This window comes from Bradyrhizobium sp. P5_C12, assembly GCF_054049735.1.
In genome coordinates this window covers 36,206-59,698 of record NZ_JBFULU010000010.1, presented here as the reverse complement: position 1 = coordinate 59,698, position 23,493 = coordinate 36,206, and the positions used below count along the sequence as shown (strand labels likewise).

22 protein-coding genes are annotated in these 23,493 nt (G+C 65.7%); 16 read left to right on the top strand and 6 right to left on the bottom strand.

All coding sequences use genetic code 11. The features are described from left to right. Positions 1–32: 32 nt before the first annotated feature. Both ACXJMY_RS11890 and ACXJMY_RS11885 read right to left on the bottom strand, forming a co-directional pair. Complete coding sequence (locus tag ACXJMY_RS11890) at positions 33–1,172, bottom strand: acyl-CoA dehydrogenase family protein (protein ID WP_456619518.1); 1,140 nt, start codon at positions 1,170–1,172, stop codon at positions 33–35. A 125-nt stretch (positions 1,173–1,297) separates the two neighbouring features. Continuing rightward, entirely contained in the window at positions 1,298–2,497 is a 1,200-nt protein-coding gene (locus ACXJMY_RS11885; RefSeq protein WP_456619517.1) for an acyl-CoA dehydrogenase family protein, read from the bottom strand. A 158-nt stretch (positions 2,498–2,655) separates the two neighbouring features. On the opposite strand from ACXJMY_RS11885, the gene ACXJMY_RS11880 reads away from it, so the two are divergent. After that, on the top strand, positions 2,656–3,201 hold the full coding sequence (locus ACXJMY_RS11880) for a carboxymuconolactone decarboxylase family protein (protein WP_456619516.1): 546 nt from the start codon (positions 2,656–2,658) through the stop codon (positions 3,199–3,201). Positions 3,202–3,291: 90 nt separating this feature from the next. After that, the gene (locus tag ACXJMY_RS11875) at positions 3,292–3,786 is read left to right on the top strand and encodes a VOC family protein (protein ID WP_456619515.1); all 495 of its coding nucleotides are present in this window, start codon (positions 3,292–3,294) and stop codon (positions 3,784–3,786) included. 95 nt (positions 3,787–3,881) lie between these two features. Here ACXJMY_RS11875 and ACXJMY_RS11870 read toward each other — a convergent pair whose 3' ends face one another. Both ACXJMY_RS11870 and ACXJMY_RS11865 read right to left on the bottom strand, forming a co-directional pair. Further along, complete coding sequence (locus ACXJMY_RS11870; RefSeq protein ID WP_456619514.1) at positions 3,882–5,117, bottom strand: MFS transporter; 1,236 nt, start codon at positions 5,115–5,117, stop codon at positions 3,882–3,884. A gap of 203 nt (positions 5,118–5,320) precedes the next feature. Next, entirely contained in the window at positions 5,321–6,568 is a 1,248-nt protein-coding gene (locus ACXJMY_RS11865; protein WP_456619513.1) for an MFS transporter, read from the bottom strand. 200 nt (positions 6,569–6,768) lie between these two features. Between ACXJMY_RS11865 and ACXJMY_RS11860 the strand changes: the two genes are divergently transcribed. Next, positions 6,769–8,838, top strand: a complete 2,070-nt coding sequence (locus ACXJMY_RS11860) for a prolyl oligopeptidase family serine peptidase (RefSeq protein WP_456619512.1) — start codon at positions 6,769–6,771, stop codon at positions 8,836–8,838. 102 nt (positions 8,839–8,940) lie between these two features. Here ACXJMY_RS11860 and ACXJMY_RS11855 read toward each other — a convergent pair whose 3' ends face one another. Beyond that, positions 8,941–9,612, bottom strand: coding sequence for a DUF938 domain-containing protein (locus ACXJMY_RS11855; RefSeq protein WP_456619511.1), 672 nt, complete (start codon positions 9,610–9,612; stop codon positions 8,941–8,943). Positions 9,613–9,885: 273 nt separating this feature from the next. Here ACXJMY_RS11855 and soxX point away from each other — a divergent pair, with 273 nt between their 5' ends. The 10 genes from soxX to ACXJMY_RS11805 all read left to right on the top strand — a co-directional run bounded on the left by soxX (position 9,886) and on the right by ACXJMY_RS11805 (position 17,619). Next, positions 9,886–10,239, top strand: a complete 354-nt coding sequence (gene soxX / locus ACXJMY_RS11850) for a sulfur oxidation c-type cytochrome SoxX (RefSeq protein WP_456619510.1) — start codon at positions 9,886–9,888, stop codon at positions 10,237–10,239. A gap of 25 nt (positions 10,240–10,264) precedes the next feature. Next, on the top strand, positions 10,265–10,756 hold the full coding sequence (gene soxY, locus ACXJMY_RS11845; RefSeq protein WP_456619509.1) for a thiosulfate oxidation carrier protein SoxY: 492 nt from the start codon (positions 10,265–10,267) through the stop codon (positions 10,754–10,756). A 15-nt stretch (positions 10,757–10,771) separates the two neighbouring features. Further along, positions 10,772–11,083 carry a thiosulfate oxidation carrier complex protein SoxZ gene (gene soxZ / locus ACXJMY_RS11840; RefSeq protein WP_456619508.1) on the top strand — a complete coding sequence of 104 codons (312 nt, stop codon included), beginning with the start codon at positions 10,772–10,774 and terminating at the stop codon, positions 11,081–11,083. Then, on the top strand, positions 11,083–11,946 hold the full coding sequence (gene soxA / locus ACXJMY_RS11835; protein ID WP_456619507.1) for a sulfur oxidation c-type cytochrome SoxA: 864 nt from the start codon (positions 11,083–11,085) through the stop codon (positions 11,944–11,946). Before soxZ ends, soxA begins: the two co-directional genes overlap by 1 nt. Next, complete coding sequence (locus ACXJMY_RS11830; RefSeq protein ID WP_456619506.1) at positions 11,943–12,248, top strand: hypothetical protein; 306 nt, start codon at positions 11,943–11,945, stop codon at positions 12,246–12,248. The genes soxA and ACXJMY_RS11830 overlap by 4 nt, the downstream gene beginning before the upstream one ends. Before the next feature lie 53 nt (positions 12,249–12,301). Further along, complete coding sequence (gene soxB / locus ACXJMY_RS11825) at positions 12,302–14,053, top strand: thiosulfohydrolase SoxB (RefSeq protein WP_456619505.1); 1,752 nt, start codon at positions 12,302–12,304, stop codon at positions 14,051–14,053. After that, positions 14,050–14,508, top strand: coding sequence for a DsrE family protein (locus ACXJMY_RS11820; RefSeq protein ID WP_456619504.1), 459 nt, complete (start codon positions 14,050–14,052; stop codon positions 14,506–14,508). The genes soxB and ACXJMY_RS11820 overlap by 4 nt, the downstream gene beginning before the upstream one ends. A gap of 359 nt (positions 14,509–14,867) precedes the next feature. Next, positions 14,868–15,908 (top strand): MBL fold metallo-hydrolase, encoded by a 1,041-nt coding sequence (locus tag ACXJMY_RS11815; protein WP_456619503.1) that lies wholly within the window; start codon positions 14,868–14,870, stop codon positions 15,906–15,908. 81 nt (positions 15,909–15,989) lie between these two features. Continuing rightward, entirely contained in the window at positions 15,990–16,151 is a 162-nt protein-coding gene (locus ACXJMY_RS11810) for a hypothetical protein (RefSeq protein ID WP_456619502.1), read from the top strand. A 262-nt stretch (positions 16,152–16,413) separates the two neighbouring features. Next, positions 16,414–17,619 (top strand): MFS transporter, encoded by a 1,206-nt coding sequence (locus tag ACXJMY_RS11805; RefSeq protein ID WP_456619501.1) that lies wholly within the window; start codon positions 16,414–16,416, stop codon positions 17,617–17,619. 186 nt (positions 17,620–17,805) lie between these two features. Here the strand turns inward: ACXJMY_RS11805 and ACXJMY_RS11800 are convergent, their stop codons facing one another. Beyond that, complete coding sequence (locus tag ACXJMY_RS11800; RefSeq protein ID WP_456619500.1) at positions 17,806–19,149, bottom strand: MFS transporter; 1,344 nt, start codon at positions 19,147–19,149, stop codon at positions 17,806–17,808. 143 nt (positions 19,150–19,292) lie between these two features. Here ACXJMY_RS11800 and ACXJMY_RS11795 point away from each other — a divergent pair, with 143 nt between their 5' ends. Genes ACXJMY_RS11795 through ACXJMY_RS11785 form a run of 3 tightly spaced genes read left to right on the top strand, consistent with a single transcriptional unit; the run spans position 19,293 to position 23,477 of the window. Beyond that, a complete protein-coding gene (locus ACXJMY_RS11795; RefSeq protein WP_456619499.1) occupies positions 19,293–19,946 on the top strand; it encodes an ABC transporter ATP-binding protein in 654 nt (217 codons plus the stop codon). Beyond that, entirely contained in the window at positions 19,943–22,405 is a 2,463-nt protein-coding gene (locus ACXJMY_RS11790; RefSeq protein ID WP_456619498.1) for an FtsX-like permease family protein, read from the top strand. The genes ACXJMY_RS11795 and ACXJMY_RS11790 overlap by 4 nt, the downstream gene beginning before the upstream one ends. Beyond that, a complete protein-coding gene (locus tag ACXJMY_RS11785) occupies positions 22,395–23,477 on the top strand; it encodes a lipocalin-like domain-containing protein (protein ID WP_456619497.1) in 1,083 nt (360 codons plus the stop codon). The genes ACXJMY_RS11790 and ACXJMY_RS11785 overlap by 11 nt, the downstream gene beginning before the upstream one ends. Positions 23,478–23,493 lie beyond the last annotated feature (16 nt).

Here is a 23,493-nt window from a genome sequence, read left to right as displayed (position 1 = left end):
ATTCAGCCGCCACCGTGGCCCTTGGTGCCCCCTCAATACCCCCGCGCCCGCGCCAGCTGCTCGGTATGGTAGTTCGCATCCCCGAACAATTCCTCGCACACCCGCGCGCGCTTCATGAAGAAGCCGATGTCGAACTGGTCGGTCATGCCCATGCCGCCATGCATCTGCACGCCCTCCTGCACCGCGCGCGTGGCGGTGGTGCCGGCGCGGGCTTTTGCCACCGCGACGGCTGACGTGGCCTTGGCGACGTCAGCATCGAGCGCCTGAAGCGCCTTCATGACGGCGGCGCGGGTGATCTCGATGTCGACATAGAGCTCGGCGGCGCGGTGCTGGAGCGCCTGGAATTCTCCGATCAGCTTGCCGAACTGTTTTCTGCTCTTCAGGTACTCGACGGTGCGGCCAAACACCTCTTCGCTCAATCCCACCATTTCGGAGGCCACCGCGCCACGGCCGATGTCGAGCACGCCGTCAAGGAGGCTCGCCCCCTGATCGACCTCGCCGAGCACGCTGTCGGCATTGACCTCAACATTGGCGAGCTCGAGCCGCGCCGCGTTGTGCGCGTCGACCATGATCGTGCGCTCGATCGCAACGCCCTTGGCGTTAGGATTCACCAGGAACAGCGTCAAGCCCTCGCGCTCGCCGGCCGAGCCCGCCGTCCGCGCCGCGACGATCAGGAGATCGGCGACGTGGCCGTCGACGACCAGCGCCTTGGTACCGGAGAGATTGAAGCCGTTGCCGGCGCGCACGGCCTGGAGGCTGGTCTGGAGCGGACGATGCTTGGCGCCCTCGTCGATCGCGAGCGTCGCCAGCAGCGAGCCGTTCGAGATCTTCGGCAGGAACTCCGACTTCTGCGCGGCATTGCCGCCGCGGTTCAGCGCCGAGGCCGCGACCACGCTGGTGGCGAGGAAGGGCGACGGCATCAATGTGCGGCCGATCTCCTCCATCACGACGCCGGCCTCGACATAGCCGAGACCGCTGCCGCCGAACTCCTCCGGCACCAAGAGGCCAGCAAAGCCCATCTCGGCAAAGGAATGCCAGAATTCCTTTGAGAAGCCGGTCGGATCCTTGGCGTCGCGCAAGTGGCGCAGGTGCGACACCGGCGCCTTGTCGCTGATCAGCCCGCGCGCAGAGTCGCGGAGCATCGATTGTTCTTCGGTGAGGACGAGGGCCATGTGCAAAGTCTCTGGTATCGCGTGGAATGCATATATTGTTGCTGTTATTCCGGGGCGATGCGCAGCATCGAACCCGGAATCTCGAGGTTCCGGGCTCGGTCCTGCGGACCGCCCCGGAACGACGGTTAGGCCCCCGGCAGATCCAGGATGCGCTTGGCGACGATGCCGAGCATCACCTCGCTGGTGCCGCCCTCGATCGAATTGGCCTTGGTGCGCAGCCAGGCGCGCGGGCGGGCGCCCTGCCTGGAGCGCTCGCTCTCCCATTCCAGCGCATCGACGCCGCCGGCCGACATCAGGATCTCGTAGCGGCGCTTGTTGAGCTCGGTGCCGTAATATTTCATCGCCGACGAGAACGCCGGATGCGCCTGCCCCGCCTTGGCGAGATCGACAGCGCGCTCGGCGCAGGCGGCAAGCGCGGCCTCGTCAACGTCGAATCTTGCGATCTGGCCGCGCAGCATCGAATCGTCGAGCTTGCCTTGCGCATCGGAGCCGACGGAATCGGCCGCGATCTGGCCGAGCGGACGGCCGACGCCGCGCTCGCCCATGCCGGAGATCATCGCGCGCTCATGCTGGAGCAGATACTTTGCCACGTCCCAGCCGCGATTGATCGTGCCGACCACATGCGATTTCGGCACGCGGACGCCGTCGAAGAAGGTCTCGCAGAACGGCGAATAGCCGGAGATCAAGAGGATCGGCTTGGTCGTGACCCCCTTCGAGGCCATGTCGAACAGGATGAAGCTGATGCCGTCGTGCTTCTTCGCGGCGGGATCGGTGCGGACGAGGCAGAAGATCCAGTCGGCGTAGTTGGCGTAGGAGGTCCAGATCTTCGATCCCGTGATGACGAAGTCGTCGCCATCGCTCTCGGCGCGGGTCTGCAGCGAGGCGAGATCGGAGCCGGCGTTCGGCTCGGAATAGCCCTGGCACCAGCGGATCAGGCCCGCCGCGATCTTCGGCAGATGCTCCTGCTTCTGGGCCTCGTTGCCGTATTTCAGCAGCGCCGGCCCGAGCATCCAGATGCCGAAGCTCGACAGCGGCGGACGCGCGCCCATTTTCGCCATCTCGGCGCGCAGCACCTTGTGCTCGGCCGCGCTGAGGCCGCCGCCGCCATATTCCTTCGGCCAGTCCGGCACGGTCCAGCCCTTGTCGCGCATGCGCTCGAACCAGATGCGCTGCGGCTCGGAGGAGAATTTTGCGTTGCGCCCGCCCCAGAACACGTCGGCGTCGGAGGTCGCAGGCTTGCGCATCTCCGGCGGGCAGTTGGCCTCCAGCCAGGCGCGGGTCTCGCTGCGGAATGTTTCGAGATCAGACGTCTCAGCTTCGCTCATGGTCGTTTCCATCAATCAAATTCGACTTGTTGCCGCAGACTCTGGGCCATCGCCCCGTGGAATTCAACCATTTCGGTGCCGCACGACCAGGCATGCCGAGCCGCGTTCGGCTATAATGATGTCCGCGGCGAGGCTTTGAAAATAAAGAGGAAACGAGAATGCGCCTGAAACTACTTTCGCCTGGCGAAATGAGCGAGAGCCAGCGGCAGACCTATGACGAGTCGATCGCCGGCAAGCGCGGCAAGCCGCCGGCGCCGATGATGGCCTGGCTCAACAGCCCGGAGATGGCCCGTCACGCCACCCGGCTCGGCGAGGTCCTGCGCTTCGACACGGTATTTCCCGCCAAGCTTTCGGAGATCGCGATCCTGGTGACGGCGCGGCACTGGACCGCACACTACGAATGGTATGCGCATAAGCGCCTCGCGCTTGCCGGCGGCATGGATCCGAAAATCATCGATGCGATCCGCGACCGCCGCACGCCCGAGTTCGACGATCCCAAGGGCAAGATGATCTACGATCTCGCGAAGTCGCTGCACGAGGGTCACGGCGTCGAGAAGGGCCTCTATGAGGAGGCCGTGAAGCTGCTCGGCGAGCGCGGCGTGGTCGAAGTGATCGGGCTGTGCGGCTACTACACGCTGGTGTCGATGACGCTGAACACGTTTGAGTTCGAGCTGCCCGAGGGCGAGGTGCCGGAGCTCGCTTAGTTTCCCATCCGGAAACGCTGGGTTTCGGGATAGGCCAGTGGCGCTGTCCCGAGGCTCGACTTAAGTGGAGTCGATCAACGGAGCATTCCCATGTCGCAGAACCCAGCCGTGCATGCCGGCACCAGGATCGGCCACGTCCATCTCAAGGTCGCCGATCTCGATCGCGCGCTGGGCTTCTATTGCGGCGTGCTCGGCTTCGAGCTGATGCAGCGCATGGGCTCCGGTGCGGCCTTCATCTCGGCCGGCGGCTATCATCACCACATCGGGCTCAACACCTGGGAGAGCAAGGGCGGCTCGCCGCCGCCGCCGGGCACGACCGGGCTGTTCCATACCGCGATCCTCTACCCGACGCGCCCGGCGCTGGCGGATGCGTTGCACCGGGTGCTGTCGGCCGGCATCGCGCTCGACGGCGCGAGCGACCATGGCGTCAGCGAGGCGCTTTACTTGCGCGATCCGGACCAGAACGGCGTCGAGCTGTATTGGGACCGGCCGAAGGAGCAATGGCCGTTCGGGCCGGATGGCAAGCTTGCGATGATCACCAAGCGGCTGGATGTGGAAGCGTTGCTGAAGCAGCGGGAAGCGTGATGCCGTAGGGTGGGCAAAGCGAAGCGTGCCCACCAATTCCTACAGCACGGGCGGAGAGCAGATGGTGGGCACGGCGCTGTGCGCCTTTGCCCACCCTACGAGAGCTTCGCTTTGGGCGCACCGCGCACCATGATCAACGCCGCGGCCATCACCTCCAGCGCGATGCAGAGGTAGAACGGCAGCGAATAGCCGCCGGAGAGGTCGCGCAGGAAGCCGACCACGCCGGGGCCGAACGCGTAAGTGACCTGGTTGATCGCGGTGTTGAGGCTGATCAGCACGCCGAACGAGGCGGAATCGAATTCCTGCTGCACGATCAGCGACGGCAGCGTGATCAGGTTGCCGACCGAGAAGCCGAACACCGCGCAGGCCGCGATCAGCACATAATCGTTGTGCAAATTGATGACGACGCACAGCGCCGCCGCCTGGCTCAGGAACGACAGCGCAGACGCAAGCCGCTGGTTGAGCCGATCGATCACCATCGAGAACAGCACCCGGCCGACCACGGCCATCGCCGTCAGCACCGCGACCGCCACGGCCGCACGTTCGCGGCCGATCACGGGGTCGAGGAACGCGATCAGGTGCACGATGAACCCGACCTGGGCGAACAGCACCAAAGCAAAAGCAATGGTCACCGTGAGGAAGCCGACGTCGCGCAGCGCATGCCTGCGGATATGCGCCGAGGATAGCGGCTTCGCTTTCCCTGTCCCATGCCTGCCGTGAAGATCGGGCGGCCGGCCGACCACGACAAGGATCACCGGGACGAGCAGCACCAGCATGGCGCCGGCGACGGTGAACATCGCGCTGGCGAAGCCGATATGGCCGATCAAGGTCACCAGCAGCGGCACGCCGACGATGCCGCCAAAGCTCGCGCCGTTGAGCGCCAGGCTGATCGCCATGCCGCGCTTCTGATCGAACCACAGGCTGATCGTGTTGGTGATCATGGCGAGGCTGGTGCCGGCCCAGCCGAAGGCGAGCACCGCGTTCGCGAGATAAAGCTGCCAGGGCTCGCGCACCGCGCCGATCGCGACGGCGGCCGCCGCCATCGCCAGCGTGCCCGCAATCAGGCCGAGCCGCGGGCCGTATTTGTTGACGGCTTCGCCGACGAAGACGACGAGCAGAGCGCCGAACAGGTAGAAGAATGTCGTCCCGGCGGAGATCAGCGAGGCCGACCAGCCGTGGGCGCGCTGGAGCTCGGCCACATAGACGCTCTGGCCGTAGAAGCCGAGCCCCCAGCCGAAGGTCGCGAGCAGGAAGCAGACCGCAACGATGCGCCAGCCTTCATAGCGGAGCGAGGATTCGTCGATCGTGGCGTGTCGAGGATTGTCGAGCATGCTGGCTACTCCGTCATGCCCGGGCTTGTCCCGGGCATCCACGTTCTTCGATCCGCGCACCTAAGACGTGGATGGCCGGGACATTCTGCGTGAAGACGCGCTTCGCGCTAATGCCCGGCCATGACGCATCATCTAGTAACCCGCTCCAAAAAATCACTTCGACCTGGATCGAACTATCAACGCTGCTGACAGCCTCCCGCCAGTCAGATCGCGTCCGGGAACTCGCCCATCGCCGCGTCCAGCCGCGCCTTGCGGCGACGCGCATAGGAGGCGAGCGAGAGCACGGCGAGGCCAAGCAGCACCGGCGGGAACACCACCATGTTCACCGCCGACCAGCCGTAGTTCGCAAGCAACTGGCCCGACGAGAACGAGCCGATCGCCATCATGCCGAACACCAGGAAATCGTTGAACGCCTGCACCTTGTTGCGTTCCTGCGGCCGGTGCGTCTCCAGCACCAGCGCAGACGCCCCGATGAAGGAGAAATTCCAGCCCACGCCGAGCACGATCAGCGTGGCCCAGAAGTGCATCGCGGTGAGGCCGGAGAGGCCGATGGCCCCGGCAGCGGCCTCGAGCAGCAAGCCGGCCGCGACGACCTTCGGCGCACCGAAGCGGGCGATCAGCGCGCCCGTGAAGAAGCTCGGCCCGTACATGGCGACGATGTGCCATTGAATGCCGAAATTGGAATCGCTGACGCTGAGGCCGCAGAGCTTCATCGCGAGCGGCGCCGAGGTCATCACCAGGTTCATCATGGGATAGGAGATGACGCCGCACAGCGCGGCGGCGATGAAGCGCGGCTGGCTCACGATCGTCAGCAGCGGCCGGCCGCCATGCAGATCGGCCGGCGCCGGCTTCGGCATGTCGACGCCGGCGACGATGCCCATCGCGACCAGCGCCACCGCGGCCTGCACCAGGAAGCTGAAGGCGAACAGATAGGGCTGCCAGACATCCATGGTCCATTGCACGAGCTGCGGACCGAGCACGCCGGCGAACACGCCGCCGGCCATCACCCACGACACCGCCTTGGGCCGGTAGGCGGCGCTGGCACCATCGGCGGCGGCAAAGCGATAGGATTGCGCCACCGCGCCGTAGAGGCCGCCGAGGAAGGTCGCCAGACAAAACAGCGCGAACGAGGCGTGCAGGATCGCAAACGAGCCGAGCAGGCCGGTCAGCGTGCCGAGGCCGGTGCCGATGACGAAAGCGGCGCGGCGGCCGAAGCGGCGCGAGATCGCGCCGGTCGGCAGCGTGCCGGCAGCCAGGCCCACCACATACATCGAGATCGGCACGGTCGCGAACGACATGTCGGGCGCGAGCGTGGCGCCGACGATCGCGCCGGTGGCGAAGATCACCGCCGAGTTGGCGCCGGTCAGCGCCTGCGCCGCCGCAAGGCGCACCACATTGGTACGCACGCGGGCATCGGCAGCGATCTCATTGGCTGAAGTCACGTCTAGCATCGGCATTTCCGCCCCAAGGAGCTTTCAAGGGCCTTGTTGATTCCCGGCACTATGGAGAGACGCGGGAGGGCGGACAACCGGCGCAAACGGGCACAGGCCATGCCTCTGACGCAATCGGCAGGACTATACCGGGACACGCCCTTGACGGCTTGCGCTCGATCAAATCCTATCCCGCCGCGCGATCTGCCGGAGTTCGCACCATGTCCATTGACGACAGGCCTACGCTCAGCGCTCCCGACGACGATCCCTGGCTCTGGCTGGAGGAGATCGAAGGCAAGCTGCCGCTCGATTTCGTCGCGCGGCAAAATCAATTGACGCTCGCCGCGTTCGGGGGCGCGGCCTTCGAGCGCGATCGCGACATCCTCGCGACGATCTACGATCGCCCCGACAACATCCCCTATGTCAGCCGGCGCGGCGACGACCTGCACAACCTCTGGAAGGACGCCACCAACCCGCGCGGCCTGTGGCGGCGAACCAATCTGGCGGAGTTTCGCAAGCCCAATCCGGCGTGGGAGATCATGCTGGATATCGACCAGCTCGCGGCGAGCGAAGACGAGGACTGGCTGCTCAGCTCCATCACCACGATGCCGGGAAGCTCACGCGCCATCCTGGGCCTGTCGCGCGGCGGCAGCGACGCCGTCACCTTGCGGGAATTCGACCTCGCTACGAAGGGCTTCGTTGCGGACGGCTTTACGCTGCCGGAAGCCAAGGGCGGCGTCGACTGGCTCGATGCCGACACGCTGCTGCTGTCGAGCGCCCATGGCGAGGGCATGGCCACGAGCTCCGGATATGCGAGGACCGTTCGCCTGTGGCGGCGCGGCCAGGCCGTGGACCAGGCGCAGGTGGTGATCGAGACCTCGGACGATCACATGATGATCTATGGCATGGCCGATGACACCGGTGCGGCCCCGCGGACCTGGATCGTCGACCAGATCGACTTCTTCAACTACGGCATCTGGCTGCGCGATGCGGCTGGTGCGACGACGAAGCTCGACCTGCCGACCGGGATCTGGATGCAGGCCCATGGCGACTGGTTCGCGATGAAGCTGCGCAAGGACTGGTCGGTCGAGGGCCAGACCTACGCCACCGACACCGTGCTCGGCATCTCGCTCTCGGCGTTCCTGGCAGGCCACCGCGATTTCGCCGTGCTGTTCGAGCCCGGTCCGCGGCGCGCGTTGCAAGGCTTCTTCTGGGCCGCCGGCAAGCTCGTGCTGTCGATCCTCGACGAGCTCAGGCCGCGCTTCGAGGTCGTCACGCCATCCACCGCGGGCTGGCGCCGCGCGACGCTTCCCGGCCTGCCGGAGATCGGCGTCGTCGATATCTGGCCGCTCGATCGCCATCCGTCAGAGAGCAATGGCGACCTGCTCGCCAACGTGCAGGACCCGCTGACGCCGCCGTCGCTATTGCTGATCGAACCCTGCGTCGAAAGCCCGGCCGTGCTGAAGCAGGCGCCGAAGACGTTCAGCGCCGATGGCCTCGTGGTGACACAGCACGAGGCGATCTCGATCGACGGCGAGCGGATTCCTTACGTGCAGACCGGCCCCGCGACCGAGACCGGCGATGCGCCGGTCTATATGAGCGCCTATGGCGGCTTCGCCCATTCGGTCAAGCCTTACTACAACCCCTCGCTCGGCAAGCTGTGGCTGGAGCGCGGCGGCACCGTTGTGCAGGCCAATTTGCGCGGCGGCGGCGAGTTCGGCACGCGCTGGCACGATGCCGGAAGGCTCGCCGGCAAGAAGCTCTCGCATGACGATTTCGCGGCGGTCGCCGCCGATCTCGTGCGCCGCGGCGTCACGACGGCAAAACGGATCGCCGCACAGGGCGGATCGAACGGCGGCATCCTCATCACCAACATGCTGACGCGGTACCCGGAGCGCTTCGGCGCGCTGTTCTGCACCATCCCGCTGATCGACATGCGCCGCTACACAAAACTGCTCGCGGGCGCGAGCTGGATCGCGGAATATGGCGACCCCGATAAGCCGGAGGAGTGGGACTGGCTGAAGACCTACTCGGCCTATCACAACGCCAAACCTGGCCAGTCCTATCCGCCGATCCTGATCGCCACGACGCGGCGCGACGACCGCGTCCATCCCGGCCATGCACGCAAGATGGCGGCAAAGCTCCAGGCGATGGGCTATGAGGCCTGGTTCTACGAGCCGGAGGCAGGCGGCCACGGCTACGGCAAGGACAACAAGGAGCGCGCCGGCTTCGAGGTGCTCGGTTTTCGGTTCTTGAAGGAGAAGATCGGGTGGCGGGACGGGGAGGCGTAGGAGCGCTGCCCCTCGGGGACTTTGATCGCATCACACCGTGAGGCGGGCACCGCTCTCTCATTCCCTCCCCCTTGCGGGGGAGGGAGCGCACCTCCTGCGTCGCTAGCGCGCGAACACCAAAGTCAGGTTGTTCGCGGGCATCTCGATCGTGTCGACCAGGCCGAGCCCCGCGCCTCGCGCGAGCGTCTCGACGTCGCCGATATCGCGCACGCCCCATTCGGGATTGCCCTCGCGCAACGAGGTGTCGAACACGGCGTTGCTGAGCGCGGTGTGCTTGCCGTCGCGCTTGAACGGGCCATAGAGGAACAGCTTGCCGTCGGCACGCAGATAGCGGCCGGCGCCGGCGAACAGGCCTTCGGCCACGGTCCACGGCGCGATGTGGATGACGTTGGCGCAGAACACGGCGGCGAGACTCGTCGGGCCCTGCCCGCTTCGCATCTCAGGACACCAGTCGGGATCGGTGAGATCGATCCGCAGCGGCGAGCGGATGTTTGGCAGGCCCGAATGCACGCGCCAGGCCTCGATGCTCTTGAGGTGCCGCTGGTTGAGGTCGCTCGGCCACCAGATCAGGCCGGGCGAATGGCGGGCGAAATGGACCACATGCTGGCCGGTTCCGCTGCCGACCTCGACCACGTTGCCTGACATCCCGGCGAGATGCTTTTCCAGCGCCGCCCAGATCGGCTCGTAATTGCGGTGAAAGGCCGGCGCATCCAGCCGCCCGTCCGGCTCGACGCGTCCGCCGTCCCTGCCAAATTCGACGACATATTCAGCCAAGTGAGGTCCCCTTGAAAAAACGAGAACACGATGAAAACCGAATGAGCGCCCGAGCGCCCTCGAAATAGCCCGCCCGCGCCACTGCCTTTAACTCGTGGTAGCTCTCTTTGGGGCCCAATCGGCCGAACAAATAATCTCTTTAGTTGCAATGCGGAAGATATTAACTCCATTTTGCCGCGTGCATAGTCTTGATTGTCAGGCGATGCCCTTTGTGCTTTGGAACGCTTCTATTTCCGCGATCGCGACATCGCCATAACGCCTCGGAATGACGCCTTGACCGCCCTGTCCCGAAAGCCTCTGTTCCTCATGCTGGCCATCGTCGCCGGGCTGGCCGCGAGCCCGGCGCGGGCGCAATCCGCCGCGACCGAGGGCCAGAAACTCGCCTTCGACCGCGGCAAGGGCAATTGCCTGACCTGCCACGTCATCAAGGGCGGCGACCTGCCCGGAACGATCGGACCGGAACTGAAGGATATCAAATCAAAATACCCTGATCGCAACGAGCTGGTCGCGATCATCTTCGACGAGACCAAGCGCAATCCGCAGACCATGATGCCGCCGTTCGGCCGCAACCGGATTTTGACCGAGCAGGAGATCGGCGCGATCGTCGATTTCCTGCAAACCCTGTGACCGCCGGCACACCAGGAGACTTTTGATGACCACGACCACGGGCTCACTCGCGACGCGGCGCCTGATTCTCCAGGGCGCAGCCTCGGTCGCGCTGCTCGGCCTCGGCAATCTGCCGTTCGGCGCGACCTCCGCGCTCGCGGCGGCCAACGACAAATATCCGGAAGAGGCGTTCAAGCTGAAGAACGAGGCAGACGCGATCAAGGCGCTCTACGGCAAGACCGCCGAGCCCTCCGACAAGATCAAGCTCGACGCGCCGGAGATCGCCGAGAATGGCGGCGTGGTGCCGATCTCGGTGACGACGACGCTGGACAAGGTGACCTCGATCTCGTTCTTCGTGGCCGAGAACCCGAACGCGCTCGCGGCTTCCTACAGGATTCCCGATGGCACGATCCCGAGCGTCGCCAACCGCCTCAAGATGGCGAAGACCACGAACGTGACCGCGATCGTGGAAGCTGACGGTAAACTCTACAGCGCGACCAAAGAGGTCAAGGTCACCGTCGGCGGTTGCGGCGGTTAAGCGAGGGATTTCGACATGGCATCCAGCATTCGCGTCCGCGCCACCGCCAACGGCGACATCACCGAGGTGCAAACGCTGATCCAGCACCCCATGGACACCGGCCTGGTCAAGGATTCCAAGGGCGAATTGATCCCGGCGCATTTCATCCAGCAGCTGAAATTCGAATGTAACGGCAAGGACGTCTTCGTCGCCGATTGGGGCACCGCGGTCTCCAAGGACCCCTACGTCAAGTTCAGCTTCAAGGGCGCCAAGAAGGGCGACGAGCTGAAGATCTCCTGGACCGACAACAAGGGTGGGTCGGACACGACCACCGCGAAGATTTCGTGATGACGCGGCGCGCTACCATTCTGCTCGGCTCGGCGTTCGTCGCACTCGCGACGCTAGCTTTCGCCGCGACGCGCGTGGTCGCAGCCGACAAGGTCGATCCTGTCGCCGACGCAAAAGCGTTCCAGAATTTCTTCTTCCAGAAGTTTCCCGATGTGAAGCACGAGGATTTCGTCAACGGTCCTTATTCCATGAACGAGGACATGAAGCGGCAGTGGCAGGAGAAAGAGGAATTCCCGCCCTACGAGTTCGCGCTCGACGCCGGCAAGGAGATGTTTTCGACGCCGTTCAAGAACGGCAAGAGCTATGCCGACTGCTTCCCGAACGGCGGCATCGGCATCCGCCAGAACTATCCTTACTTCGACGAGAAGGAAGGCAAGGTCGTCACGCTGGAGCTCGCGCTCAACCGCTGCCGCGAGGCCAATGGCGAGGCGCCCTATTCCTACGTCAAGGACGAGATGGCCTCGCTCACCGCCTACATGGCCTTCACCTCGCGCGGCAAGCCGATGGACATCAAGATCCCCGACGATCCGCGCGCGCTCGCGGCGTTCGAGAACGGCAAGCGCTATTTCTACACCCGCCGCGGCCAGATGAATTTCTCCTGCGCGAGCTGCCACGTGCAAAGCCCGGGCGAGCGCATCCGTGCCGAGATCCTGGCGCCGGCGCTCGGCATCCTGAACGCGATGCCGATCTACCGCTCCGAATGGAGCGGCATGGGCACGACCAGCCGCCGTTTCGTCACCTGCAACAGCCAGACCCGCGCGGTTCCGCTCGAGCCGCAGGCGGACGAGTATCGCGACGTCGAATATTTCCTGTCCTACGTCGCCAACGGCCTGCCGATTTCCGGCCCGGGAGCGCGGCCATGAAGTGGTCACTTCCTCTCGCCATGCTGCTGGCGTTGAGCCTCGCGCCAGCGGCGCGCGCGGCAACCGAAGCGGACTACAAGGCGGCCTATGCCGCCGCGGAGGCCGCCGCGAAGGAGGCTGCCGGCTTGCGCCATCAATGGACCACGACCGTCTCGACGCTGGCGGCGGCGAAGAAGGCGGCCGACGGCGGCGATTTCGACCGCGCAACGGCGGCTGCGAAAGAGGCCGAGGCGCTGGCGAAGGCATCGATCTTCCAGGCGACGTCTGAAAAAGAGGCCTGGAAGGCGATGGAAATCCGCTAGACTGTCCCCCGTGGAACGATCTTGCGATCATTGAGGGGCGCGGAGAATTCGAGATGGCCATCCGCCGCCGCGACTTTCTGAAGGGTGCAGGCATTGCCGCCGTCTCGGCCGGACTGCCGCGGCTCGCGCGCGGCGCCGAAGCCGCGAGCATCTACGACATCGAGCGGTTCGGCAACGCGCGCATCCTGCACATCACCGACACGCATGCGCAGCTCAACCCGGTCTATTTCCGCGAACCCAGCGTCAATATCGGCATCGGGGAGATGGCGGGACGGCCGCCGCATCTGGTCGGCCGCGCCTTCCTGGAGCGCTTCGGCATCCGGCCCGACAGCGCTGATGCCTATGCCTTCACCTGCTTCGAGTTCGAGAAGTCCGCCGCCCGCTTCGGCAAGCTCGGCGGCTTTGCCCACCTGAAGACGCTGGTCGACCGCCTGCGCAGCGATGCCGGCGAGCAGCATTCGCTGCTGCTTGACGGCGGCGACCTCTGGCAGGGCACCGGACTCGCCAATATCATGCAGGGCCGCGACATGGTCGAGGTCGCCAATCTGCTCGGCATCGAGGCGATGACCGGCCATTGGGAATTCACCTATGGCGAGCAGGCGCTGCGCGACAATCTCGAGCGCTTCAAGGGCGAGTTTCTGGCGCAGAACGTCTTCCTGACCGAAGAGGCCGCCTTCAACGACGCCAGCGCCTTCGACAAGGCGAGCGGCCGCGTGTTCAAGCCGTCGACGATCAGGGAGCTCGGCGGCCATCGTGTCGCGATCGTCGGCCAGGCCTTTCCCTACGTGCCGATCGCGCATCCAAAGCGGTTCACGCCGGACTGGACCTTTGGCATCCGCGAGGAGGAGTTGCAGAAGCACGTCGATGGCTTGCGCGGCCACGACAAGGTCGATGCGGTCATCCTGCTGTCGCACAACGGCATGGATGTCGACCTCAAGCTCGCGAGCCGCGTCACCGGCATCGACGTCATCCTCGGCGGCCACACCCACGATGCCGTCCCGCAGCCCGTCGCGGTGAAGAACGCGGGCGGCACGACGCTCGTCACCAATGCCGGCTCCAACGGAAAATTCCTGGGTGTGCTCGATCTCGACCTCGCCAAGGGCAAGGTCGGCGATATCAAATATCATCTGCTGCCGGTCTATTCCGAACTGCTCAAGCCCGATCCCGCAATGGCCGAGCTGATCGGCCGGCTGCGCGCACCGCATGTGATGGACTGGTCGGAGAAAATCGCGACGCCGGACCGCCTGCTCTATCGCCGCGGCAATTTTTCCGGGCCCGTCGACGAACTGATCTGCGCCGCGCTGCGCGCCGAGCTCGATGCCGAGATCGCGCTGTCGCCGGGTTTCCGCTGGGGCGTCACCGCACTGTCCGGCCAGCCGCTGACCATGGAGGACGTGCTCGCGGAAACCGCGATCAGCTATCCCGAGACCTATGTGCAGGAGATGACGGGCGGCCAGATCAAGGACGTGCTGGAAGACGTCTGCGACAACCTCTTCAACGCCGATCCCTATTATCAGCAAGGCGGCGACATGGTGCGTGCCGGCGGCCTCAGCTACACCTGCACCCCGACCGCCGCGATCGGCAACCGCATCTCCGAGATCAGGCTCGGCAACGGCAAATCGCTTGCCGAGACCCATCGCTACAAGGTCGCCGGCTGGGCCTCGGTCAACGGCCAGCAAGGTACGCCGGTGTGGGACGTCGTCGGCAAATATCTGCGTTCCGGCCGGATGATGCCGGAGCGCCTCGGCTCCGGCGTCACCCTGAAGGGCGTCGAGGACAATCCCGGCATCGCAGGACAGGGATGACGCATTCGCAAATCCTTCGCGCGATGCTGCTGGCGCTGTTCGCCTGGGCCGCCATGCCGCTGGCCTCGGCGCAGCAGGTGCCGCTCCAGGACAAGCCGTTCGCCGAGCACAAGATCGTGCTCCAGCTCTCCGACGGCGATGCGAAGAAGCAGGCGCTGGTGCTCAGCGTCGCCAACAATTTGCTGAAGCACTACGATCCCGACAAGGTCGCGATCGAAGTGGTCGCGTTCGGCCCCGGCATCGACCTGCTGCTCGCCGCCAGCGACCGCCGCAAGCAGGTCGAAAGCCTGATCGCGCAGGGCGTCCGCTTCGACATCTGCCTCAACACCGTCGACACGATCGAGCGGGAGACGGGCAAGCGGCCGGAATTCATCCCCGTCGCCACCCCGGTGCAGGTCGGGGTCGGGCAGATCCTGTTTCTCAGCGAGAACGGGTACACGGTGGTGAGGCCCTGAGGCTCCCCTGTCGTCCTGGCGAAAGCCAGGACCCATTTCCACAGGCGATCGTGGTTATAGAACACGCTGGCCACAGTTTGCCGCAACAACAATCAGTCGGGGTAATCGGTCCTGGCTTTCGCCAGGACGACGTTGGGGGAGCAGTTCGCGTTTACCGGTACGCAGTGACGAATTAGCTGCGCCGGGACGACACCGAGTTTGTGGCACCTGCTCCGCATCGCCCGAGGCGCCGCCAGCCGTGGGATCATTGCGTCGCAATAAAAATCTTCCAAATCTTATTGTTTAGGCAGTGGATTACTTCTCTTTTTGGTCCCCGGCGTAGTAGAATTTGCAATCAGTTCCACGCCGGGTCTCTTGCCATGATCTTCCGCCAGCTCTTCGACAGCGTTTCGGGCACTTACAGCTACGTTCTTGCCAGCCGCCCCGGCGGCGAGGCCCTGATCCTCGATCCGGTGCTGGAGAAGGTTGACCGCTACTGCCAATTGCTGCGCGAGCTCGACCTCAAGCTGGTCAAGGCGGTCGACACCCACCTCCATGCCGACCACGTCACCGGCCTCGGCGAACTGCGCGACCGCACCCATTGCATGACCGTGATGGGCGACCAGACCAAGGCCGACGTGGTGGCGATGCGGGTCGCCGACGGCGACAAGGTGACGATCGAGGGCCTGTCGCTCGACGTGATGTACACGCCCGGACACACCGACGATTCCTACTCCTATCTGATGGGCGACCGCGTCTTCACCGGCGACACGCTCTTGATCCGCGGCACCGGCCGCACCGATTTCCAGAACGGCTCGTCGCGCGCCCAGTACGAATCGATCTTCAACCGGCTGCTCAAGCTGCCGGAGGAGACGCTGGTGTTCCCGGCGCACGACTACAAGGGCGACACCGTCTCCACCATCGGCGAGGAGAAGCGCTACAATCCGCGGCTCCAGGTCCGCTCGGTCGACGAATATATCGAGCTGATGGCCAACCTGAAGCTGCCCAATCCGAAGATGATGGATGTGGCGGTGCCCGCCAACATGCATGTCGGCCTGCATCAGGAAGAGCTGGAAAAAGAAGGCCGCGCGCTCAGCGCCGTCGAAGCGATCCGCTCGCTCGGCCGGCCGGACATGCTGCTGGTCGATCTGCGCGAGAGCAACGAGCGCGCCAAGCACGGCATGCTCGAAGGCGCGCTGCACACGCCCTATCCGAGCGTCGAGGAGAGCCTGAAGCCCGGCGGCATGCTGCGCGAGGTCGCGGCCGCCACCGGCCGGCGCGTCGTGTTCTTCTGCGCCTTCGGCGAACGCTCGGCGATGGCGGTGGCAGCCGCCAAGGAGGCCGGCCTCACCAACACCGCGCATATCGCCGGCGGCATCGATGCCTGGAAGAAGGCGGGCGGACCGGTGGTACGGGGCTGACGTCGCGAGCTTGAGATAAGTCGGGCACGGCCCATATTCTCGGGATAGAAGCGGATGACGCATCACCATCCGGGAACAGCCATGGCCAAGACCGCCAAACCGAGCGAGCCGCCCAAGACGAAGACGGCGGACGACAAGGCAAAAAAGCCATCGCCGCCGCGCGACACCGATGACGACGACGAGGACGGCGACATCGCTACGCCGAAACGTGATCGTTATGGGAATGACGATGAGCCGTTGTGAAGAGCGGTCGCGCTTGCGCTTCAAACTCCGCCGTCGTCCCGGCGAAGGCCGGGACCCATACTGCGTGATCCCTCGATTGTGATTGGTCGCCGTACCGAACTACGAGTCTCCGCCAAACTACTCCGGTGGTTATGGGTCCCGGCCTTCGCCGGGACGACACATAACGCCCCGCCCGCGCTACCTGCCATGCGCCCGCGTTCATGGACAAATAACCGCTGTCCCCGATAGTTTGCGCGCCTCCAGGGAGTGAAACAGCACTGCAATGGTCGACGTTCTCGCCGCACCGCAACAAGGCAAGGCGGACAGCGCGCTGCGCACGCTGACCGGGATCTCGATCGCGCATTGGGTCAGCCATTTCCATCTGCTGGTCCTGCCGATGCTGTTCCCGTTCCTGAAGAGCCAGCTGGGCGTCGGCTATGTCGAGCTCGGCTTCGCGCTGACCACCCTCGCCGTGGTCTCGGGACTGACGCAGGCACCGACCGGCTATCTCGTCGACCATTTTGGCGCTCGAAAGATTCTGCTCGGCGGCCTCACGCTGGGCGGCCTCGCGCTGATCATCCTCGGCCTGCACCTGAGCTACGCCTCGCTGATCGCGGCCGCCGTGCTGCTCGGGCTCGCCAACAGCGTCTATCACCCCGCCGATTACGCCATCCTGGCCGAGCACATGGATGAGGCGCGGATGGGCCGCGCCTTCTCGGTTCACACCTTTGCCGGCTATTTCGGCGGCGCGGTCGCGCCCGCAATCGTCGCCGCGCTCGTCACGCTGTCCGGCGGCGCCGGCGCGCTGATCGCATCGGGCGCGATCGGCGTGCTGGTGGCACTGCTGCTGCTCCTGATGAACATTCCCGATGCCGGCGCACACGGGAAAAAGCCGGGCAACGAGGCGCAACCGAGGCAGGCCGTGATCACGCCGGCCCTGATCACGCTGACCGCGCTGTTCATGCTGCTCAGCCTCTCGGTTGCCGGCATCAACAATTTCGGCGTGGTTGCGCTGATGAGCGGCTACGGCGCCTCCTATTCCGCCGCCAACGTCGCGCTGACGGCCTTCCTCGCCGCAAGCGCCGCCGGCGTGCTCGCGGGCGGCTTCCTCGCCGACCACACCGAGCGCCACGGCTACGTCGCCGCGGCCTGCTTTGCCGCGAACGCGGCCATCGTGCTGCTGATCGCTTTGGTGACGCTGCCGGGCTGGGCCTTGACCGCGGCGATGACGGCCGCGGGATTCCTCTCCGGCGTGATCGCACCCTCGCGCGACATGCTGGTGCGCAATGCGGCGCCTCCGGGCGCTGCGGGGCGCGCCTTCGGCATCGTCTCCACCGGCTTCAATCTCGGCGGCATCGTCAGCCCGCTGCTGTTCGGCTGGATCATGGACCAGAGCGCGCCGCACTGGGTGTTCGGCGCCTCCGTGATCTTCATGCTGGCGACGGTGGTGCTGTCGCCGTTCACGGAGCGGAAGCCAGCGAAGGCGTAGCTACAAGTTCAGTTGTCGTCCCGGCCTAGTGCGCAATTGCGCACGGGGGGCCGGGACCCATAACCACGAAAGGGAGTTGGAGCACAGGACTCCCACTCCGAGTCTTCGTCAAACCACTCCCTGGGGGGTATGGGTCCCGGCCTTCGCCGGGACGACAATCGTATTTGTAGCTCGCCCTTCAGCTCACTACGTCGGCGACACCGCGCCCTTCAGTGCGGCCGCCTGCGGGGCGGCGGTCAGCCTGGCCTTTTCGGTGTTCGGCCAGAGCAGGAGCAGACCGAGCAGGCCGGAGCCGACCATGACCACCGCGTTGATGGTGAAGCCGGTCATGTAGCCGTCGAGCATGCTGCCGGCACGCTGGATCACGGTGCCCATCACGGCGGGCGCAATGATGCCGGAGAGCGTGTAGAGCGCGCCGTAGATCGCGAGGATCGCGCCGCGCTGCGTCGCCGGCGTGAACTCGCCGAGCATCGGCGGGCAGACGACATAGATCGCGCCGCAGAGGCCGGTGCCGACCACGAGCAGGGCGATCTGGAAGCCCGCGCCCTGCACATGCGGCATCATGGCCAGGATCACGCCGCCAAGCACCAGCGGCACGGAGCCGAGCACGCCGCGCGCGATGCGGGTGGTCGAGCCGCGGGCCATCATCACCTGCGAGACCCAGCCGGTGATGATCACGATCGTGGCGCCGAACACCCAGGGCAGGATCGAGATGAATCCGGCCTGGCTCTGCGAGAAGCCAAGCCCCTTGACGATGAAGGGCGTGAACCAGGTGAGCCCGAGCGACAACGCCCAATAGGCGCCGAAGGTCGCAAATACGCAGCCGATGAAGGTGCGGGACGTGAGCAGCTGGAGATAGGGGATCCTGGGCTCGGTCGCGACGAGGACTTGCGTGTCCTCCAGCGGCCCTTCCTTGCCGAGCGCGAGCCAGGCGGCAACCCACATCAGGCCGACGACGCCGAGCGCGCCGAAGGCATAATGCCAGGAATGATTGACGATGACCCAGTTCAGCGCCGGCACGGCCAGGATCACGCCGAAGGCCGAGCCCTGCGACAGGATCGCGGTCGGCAGCGTGCGCTTCTCGTCGGGAAACCATTTGTAGATCGCATGCGCGGCGACCGAGAACGCCGGCCCCTCGCCGGCACCCAGCACGATGCGGCAGATCAAGAGCGTGGTGAAGGAGACGGTGCCGACCATCGGAAACTGCGCCAGCGCCCAGATCACCGCCAGCGTCAGCAGCACCCAGCGCGTCGGCACCTTGTTGACGATGAAGCCGACCACGATGGCCGAGATCGAGAACAGGAAGAAGAACGAGGAGCCGAGCAGGCCGAACTGCTCCGGCTCGAGCTTCAAATCGGTCATGATCGGAACGCCGGCGAGACCGACGACAATCTTGTCGGCGAAGTTCACCAGCATGAACAGAAACAGGAGAAATGTGATGGTCCAGGCGCCCTTCGGTGTCTCTTTGGGCGTCGCCGTCGTCTTGCCCGTCGCCATCCCTGCCGCTTTGGGCGTTCCCTGAGCGCTCATCGTTCTCCCCGTATGTTTTTTGGCACTTTTATGATTTGGCCGTTGTTGAAGCTAACAACGGCTTTGACGGCAACGCAACCCGGCATTTCCGCATCAAGTGTGCTACGCAGCATTTCCGTTAATTCCGTCCGGCGCCATTGATCGTGCTGAGCATCCGAAATCTTTCCAAGACCTTTTCGTCGGCCGGCGAACCGGTCCATGTGCTGCGTGGCGTCGACCTCGACCTCAAGCGCGGCGAGCGCGTCGCGCTGACCGGCGAATCCGGCAGCGGCAAGAGCACGCTGCTGCATTTGATCGCCGGGCTGGACGCCGCCGATGGCGGCACGATTCGACTGGACGATACCGAGGTCACCAATCTGTCCGACGCGAGGCGCGCAGGCTTGCGCCGCGACCGGATCGGCCTGGTTTTTCAGCAGTACAATCTGATCCCGAGCCTGTCGATCGAGGACAATCTCGCCTTCCAGGCGCGGATCGCCGGCCGGCATGATGCGGCCTGGCACAGGGAGCTGGTCGAGCGGCTCGGGCTCGGCGGCCTGTTGCGGCGCTATCCCGAGCAATTGTCCGGCGGCCAGCAGCAGCGGGTCGCGATCGGCCGGGCCCTGGCGACAAAGCCCTCGCTGCTGCTCGCGGACGAGCCGACCGGCAATCTCGACGAGGATACCGCCGACGACGTGCTGGCGCTGACGCGCGACCTCGTCGCGCGCACCGGCTGCGGCTTCCTGATGGTGACGCACAGCCTGCATCTCGCCGGCACGCTTGACCGTCACGTCACCCTGCACGCGGGACGGATCGCATGAGACGCGCGCTGTGGGTTCTCGCGGTGCTCTTGAGCCATTGGCGGCGGCACAAGATGCAATTCGCAACGCTCTTGATCGGATTGATCGCGGCGACCGCGCTGTGGAGCGGCGTGCAGGCGATCAACCAGCAGGCGCGCAATGCCTATGACCGCGCGGCGGCGACGTTCGGCGGCGTGCGCACGGCGATGCTGGTTGCACCGAATGCGGCGACCTTTTCACAGGACCTGTTCGTCAAGCTCAGGCGCGCGGGCTGGCCGGTCTCGCCGGTGCTGGAGGGCCGCGTCCAGATCAACGGGCGTTCGGTGCGGCTGCTCGGCATCGAGCCGGTGACGCTGCCGGCCGATGTCGGCAACGCGCCGCGCCTCGGTGCCGCGGATTTGACGAGCTTCGTTGCGCCACCGGGCCAGACGCTGGTGGCGCGGGAGACGCTGGCCGATTTGCACGAGCAGGAAGGCGCGGCGCCGTCCATCAGCAACGGCGCAAGACTGCCGCCGCTGCGCGTGCTGCCGCAACTCGTGCCCGAGGTGCTGGTGGTCGACATCGGCGTGGCGCAGCGTCTGCTGAACAAGCCGGGCCAGGTCTCGCGGCTCCTGATCGGCAAGCCGAAGGGCAGGCCCGCGCCGCTCGCAAGCATCGTCGGCGACCAGTTGCAGCGGATCGAGCCGAATGCGGAGACCGAGCTGGAGCGCCTCACCGACAGCTTTCACCTCAACCTCACCGCCTTCGGCCTGTTGTCGTTCTTCGTCGGCCTGTTCATTGTGAATTCGGCCGTGGGCCTCGCCTTCGAGCAGCGGCTGCCGATGCTGCGCACCTTGCGGGCCTGCGGTGCGTCGGCGCGCCTGGTCAACACGGTGATGGTAGTCGAGCTGGTGGTGCTGGCGCTGGTCGCCGGGCTGATCGGGCTCGCCTGCGGCTATTTCATCGCAGCCGCGCTGTTGCCCGACGTCGCGGCATCGCTGCGTGGGCTCTATGGCGCGCAGATCCCGGGACAGCTGACGCTGCGCCCCGAATGGTGGCTCGCCGGCATCGGCATCAGCGTTGCCGGCGCGCTCGTTGCGGCCGCGACCAGCCTGATCAAGGCGATCCGGATGCCGGTGCTGGCGACCGCGCAGCCATATGCCTGGCAGCAGCGGCAGCGCCGCTGGCTGATCCTGCAAAGCGCCGCCGCCTGCGCCGTGTTCGCTGTCGCGCTGCTGCTGCTGCGCTATGGCGAAACGCTGATCGCCGGCTTTGGCGTGCTGGCGGCGCTGATGCTGGGTGCGGCGCTGATCCTGCCGGCCTTCCTCGAGATCATCCTGCTTGCAGGCCAGCGCAGCGCGCGCGGGCCGCTGGCACGATGGTTCTGGGCGGACAGCCGGCAGCAGCTCTCCGGATTGTCGCTGGCGCTGATGGCGCTGCTGCTCGCGCTTGCCGTCAATGTCGGCGTCTCGACCATGGTGGAAACTTTTAGCCGCACCTTTGTCGGCTGGCTCAATGGACGGCTTGCGGCCGACGTCTACATCAGCGCGTCCGACAATGCGCAAGGCGTCGCGATCCGGAACTGGCTCAAGCAGCGTAGCGAGGTCCAGGCGATCCTGTCGGGCGGCCGCGCCGAGACGCAAGTGCAGGGCCAGCCGGTGGAATTGCTCGGCCTTCCCGACCACGCGCTCTATCGCGAGCGCTGGCCGCTGCTGGAAACCGCGCCGCGCGCCTGGACCCAGTTGGTGCCGGGCAACGCCGCCTTCATCAGCGAGCAGTTGAGCCGCCAGTTGCGCGTCCGCGTCGGCGACGTCGTCGAGGTGCCGGCGCCGGGCGGGACCTGGGAGCTCGACATCGTCGGCATCTATGCCGATTACGGCAATCCCAAGGGGCAATTGGCGGTCAACGTCGCAGCGCTGATCCGACAGTTTCCGCAGACGCCGCAGACGCGGATCGGGCTCATTGTCCCACGGGACAAAATCCCGGGCTTGATCGCGGCGTTGCAGGCGCAGTTCGCGCTCGACGACCGCAGCGTCGCCGACCAGGCGACGGTGAAAGCGGAATCGATCCGCATCTTCAACCGCACCTTCGCGGTGACGTCCGCCCTGAACGCCTTCACGCTGGGCGTGGCCGGGATCGCGCTCCTGACCAGCCTGCTGACGCTGGCGAACTCGCGCCTGCCGCAACTCGCACCGCTCTGGGCGATCGGCATCACGCGGCCGCGCCTCGCGGCGATCGAGCTCACCAAGACGCTGTCGGTCGCACTGTTCACAGCGCTGCTCGCCGTGCCGCTCGGGCTGCTGGTGGCGTGGTGCCTGATTGCGATCGTCAACGTGAAGGCATTCGGCTGGCGGCTGCCGTTCCATGTGTTTCCGCTGCAACTGGTCGAGCTGGTCGCGGTCGCGCTGCTCGCCTCGCTGCTGGCCGCAGCGCTGCCGGTTCTGCGGCTGGCGCGGATGCAGCCGGCGACCCTCGTCAAGGTGTTTGCCAATGAGCGCTGATGGGATTTCGCGGCGCGCCTTTGCCGGCGGCATCGCCGCGCTCACGCTTGCGCGCCGCGCCGGCGCGCAAGGTTATGCCGGGCTCGGCGAGACCGCCGACGGCTTTGCGCAGGTCGTGCCGGGAAAGCTGTTTACCTTCCCCGCCGATCACGGGCCGCATCCGGAGTTTCGCATCGAGTGGTGGTATCTGACGGCGAACCTCGTCGATAGCCGCGGCGCGGCTTGCGGCCTGCAATGGACGCTGTTCCGGCAGGCGACGCAGCCGGGGCCGCAAGGCGAGGGCTGGGCCAATCAGCAGGTGTGGATGGCGCATGCCGCGGTGACGCGCGCCGACACCCATCGCTTCAGCGAGGCGTTTTCGCGCGGCGGTATCGGACAGGCCGGCGTCGATGCAAAGCCGTTTGCGGCGTGGATCGACGATTGGGAGATCAAGGGGTCCGAGCGCACCGACGACCGCACGCTGTCGCCGCTGACGCTGAAGGCCTCAGGCATCGATTTCAGCTACGCGCTGACGCTGGAGGCCAATCGCCCGGTCGTGCTGCAAGGCGATGGCGGCTTCAGCCGCAAGTCCGAACGCGGGCAGGCATCCTACTATTACAGCCAGCCGTTTTTTCGCGCGCGCGGCAGCCTCACCATCGACGACAAGCCGGTCGACGTCACGGGCCAGGCCTGGATGGACCGGGAATGGAGCAGCCAGCCGCTCGACACCGACCAGACCGGCTGGGACTGGCTGTCGCTGCATCTCGCCTCCGGCGACAAGCTGATGCTGTACCGGTTGCGGCAGAAGGACGGCAAGGACTACCCGTTCGGCAACTGGATCAGCGCCGCGGGCGGCACGCAGATGATTGCGGGCAACGACATCCAGATGGTGCCGAGGGCGACGGCGGAGGTCGCGGGGCGCAAGCTGCCGGTGGAGTGGCAGATCGCGATCCCGTCGCGGTCGTTCTCGATCCTCTGCAAGCCGCTCAATGCAAAAGCCTGGATGGGGACCGGCTTCGCCTATTGGGAGGGACCGATCAGTTTTGCCGGCACGCACGATGGCGTTGGCTATCTCGAGCTGACCGGGTATTGAACCGCGACCTCTTTCA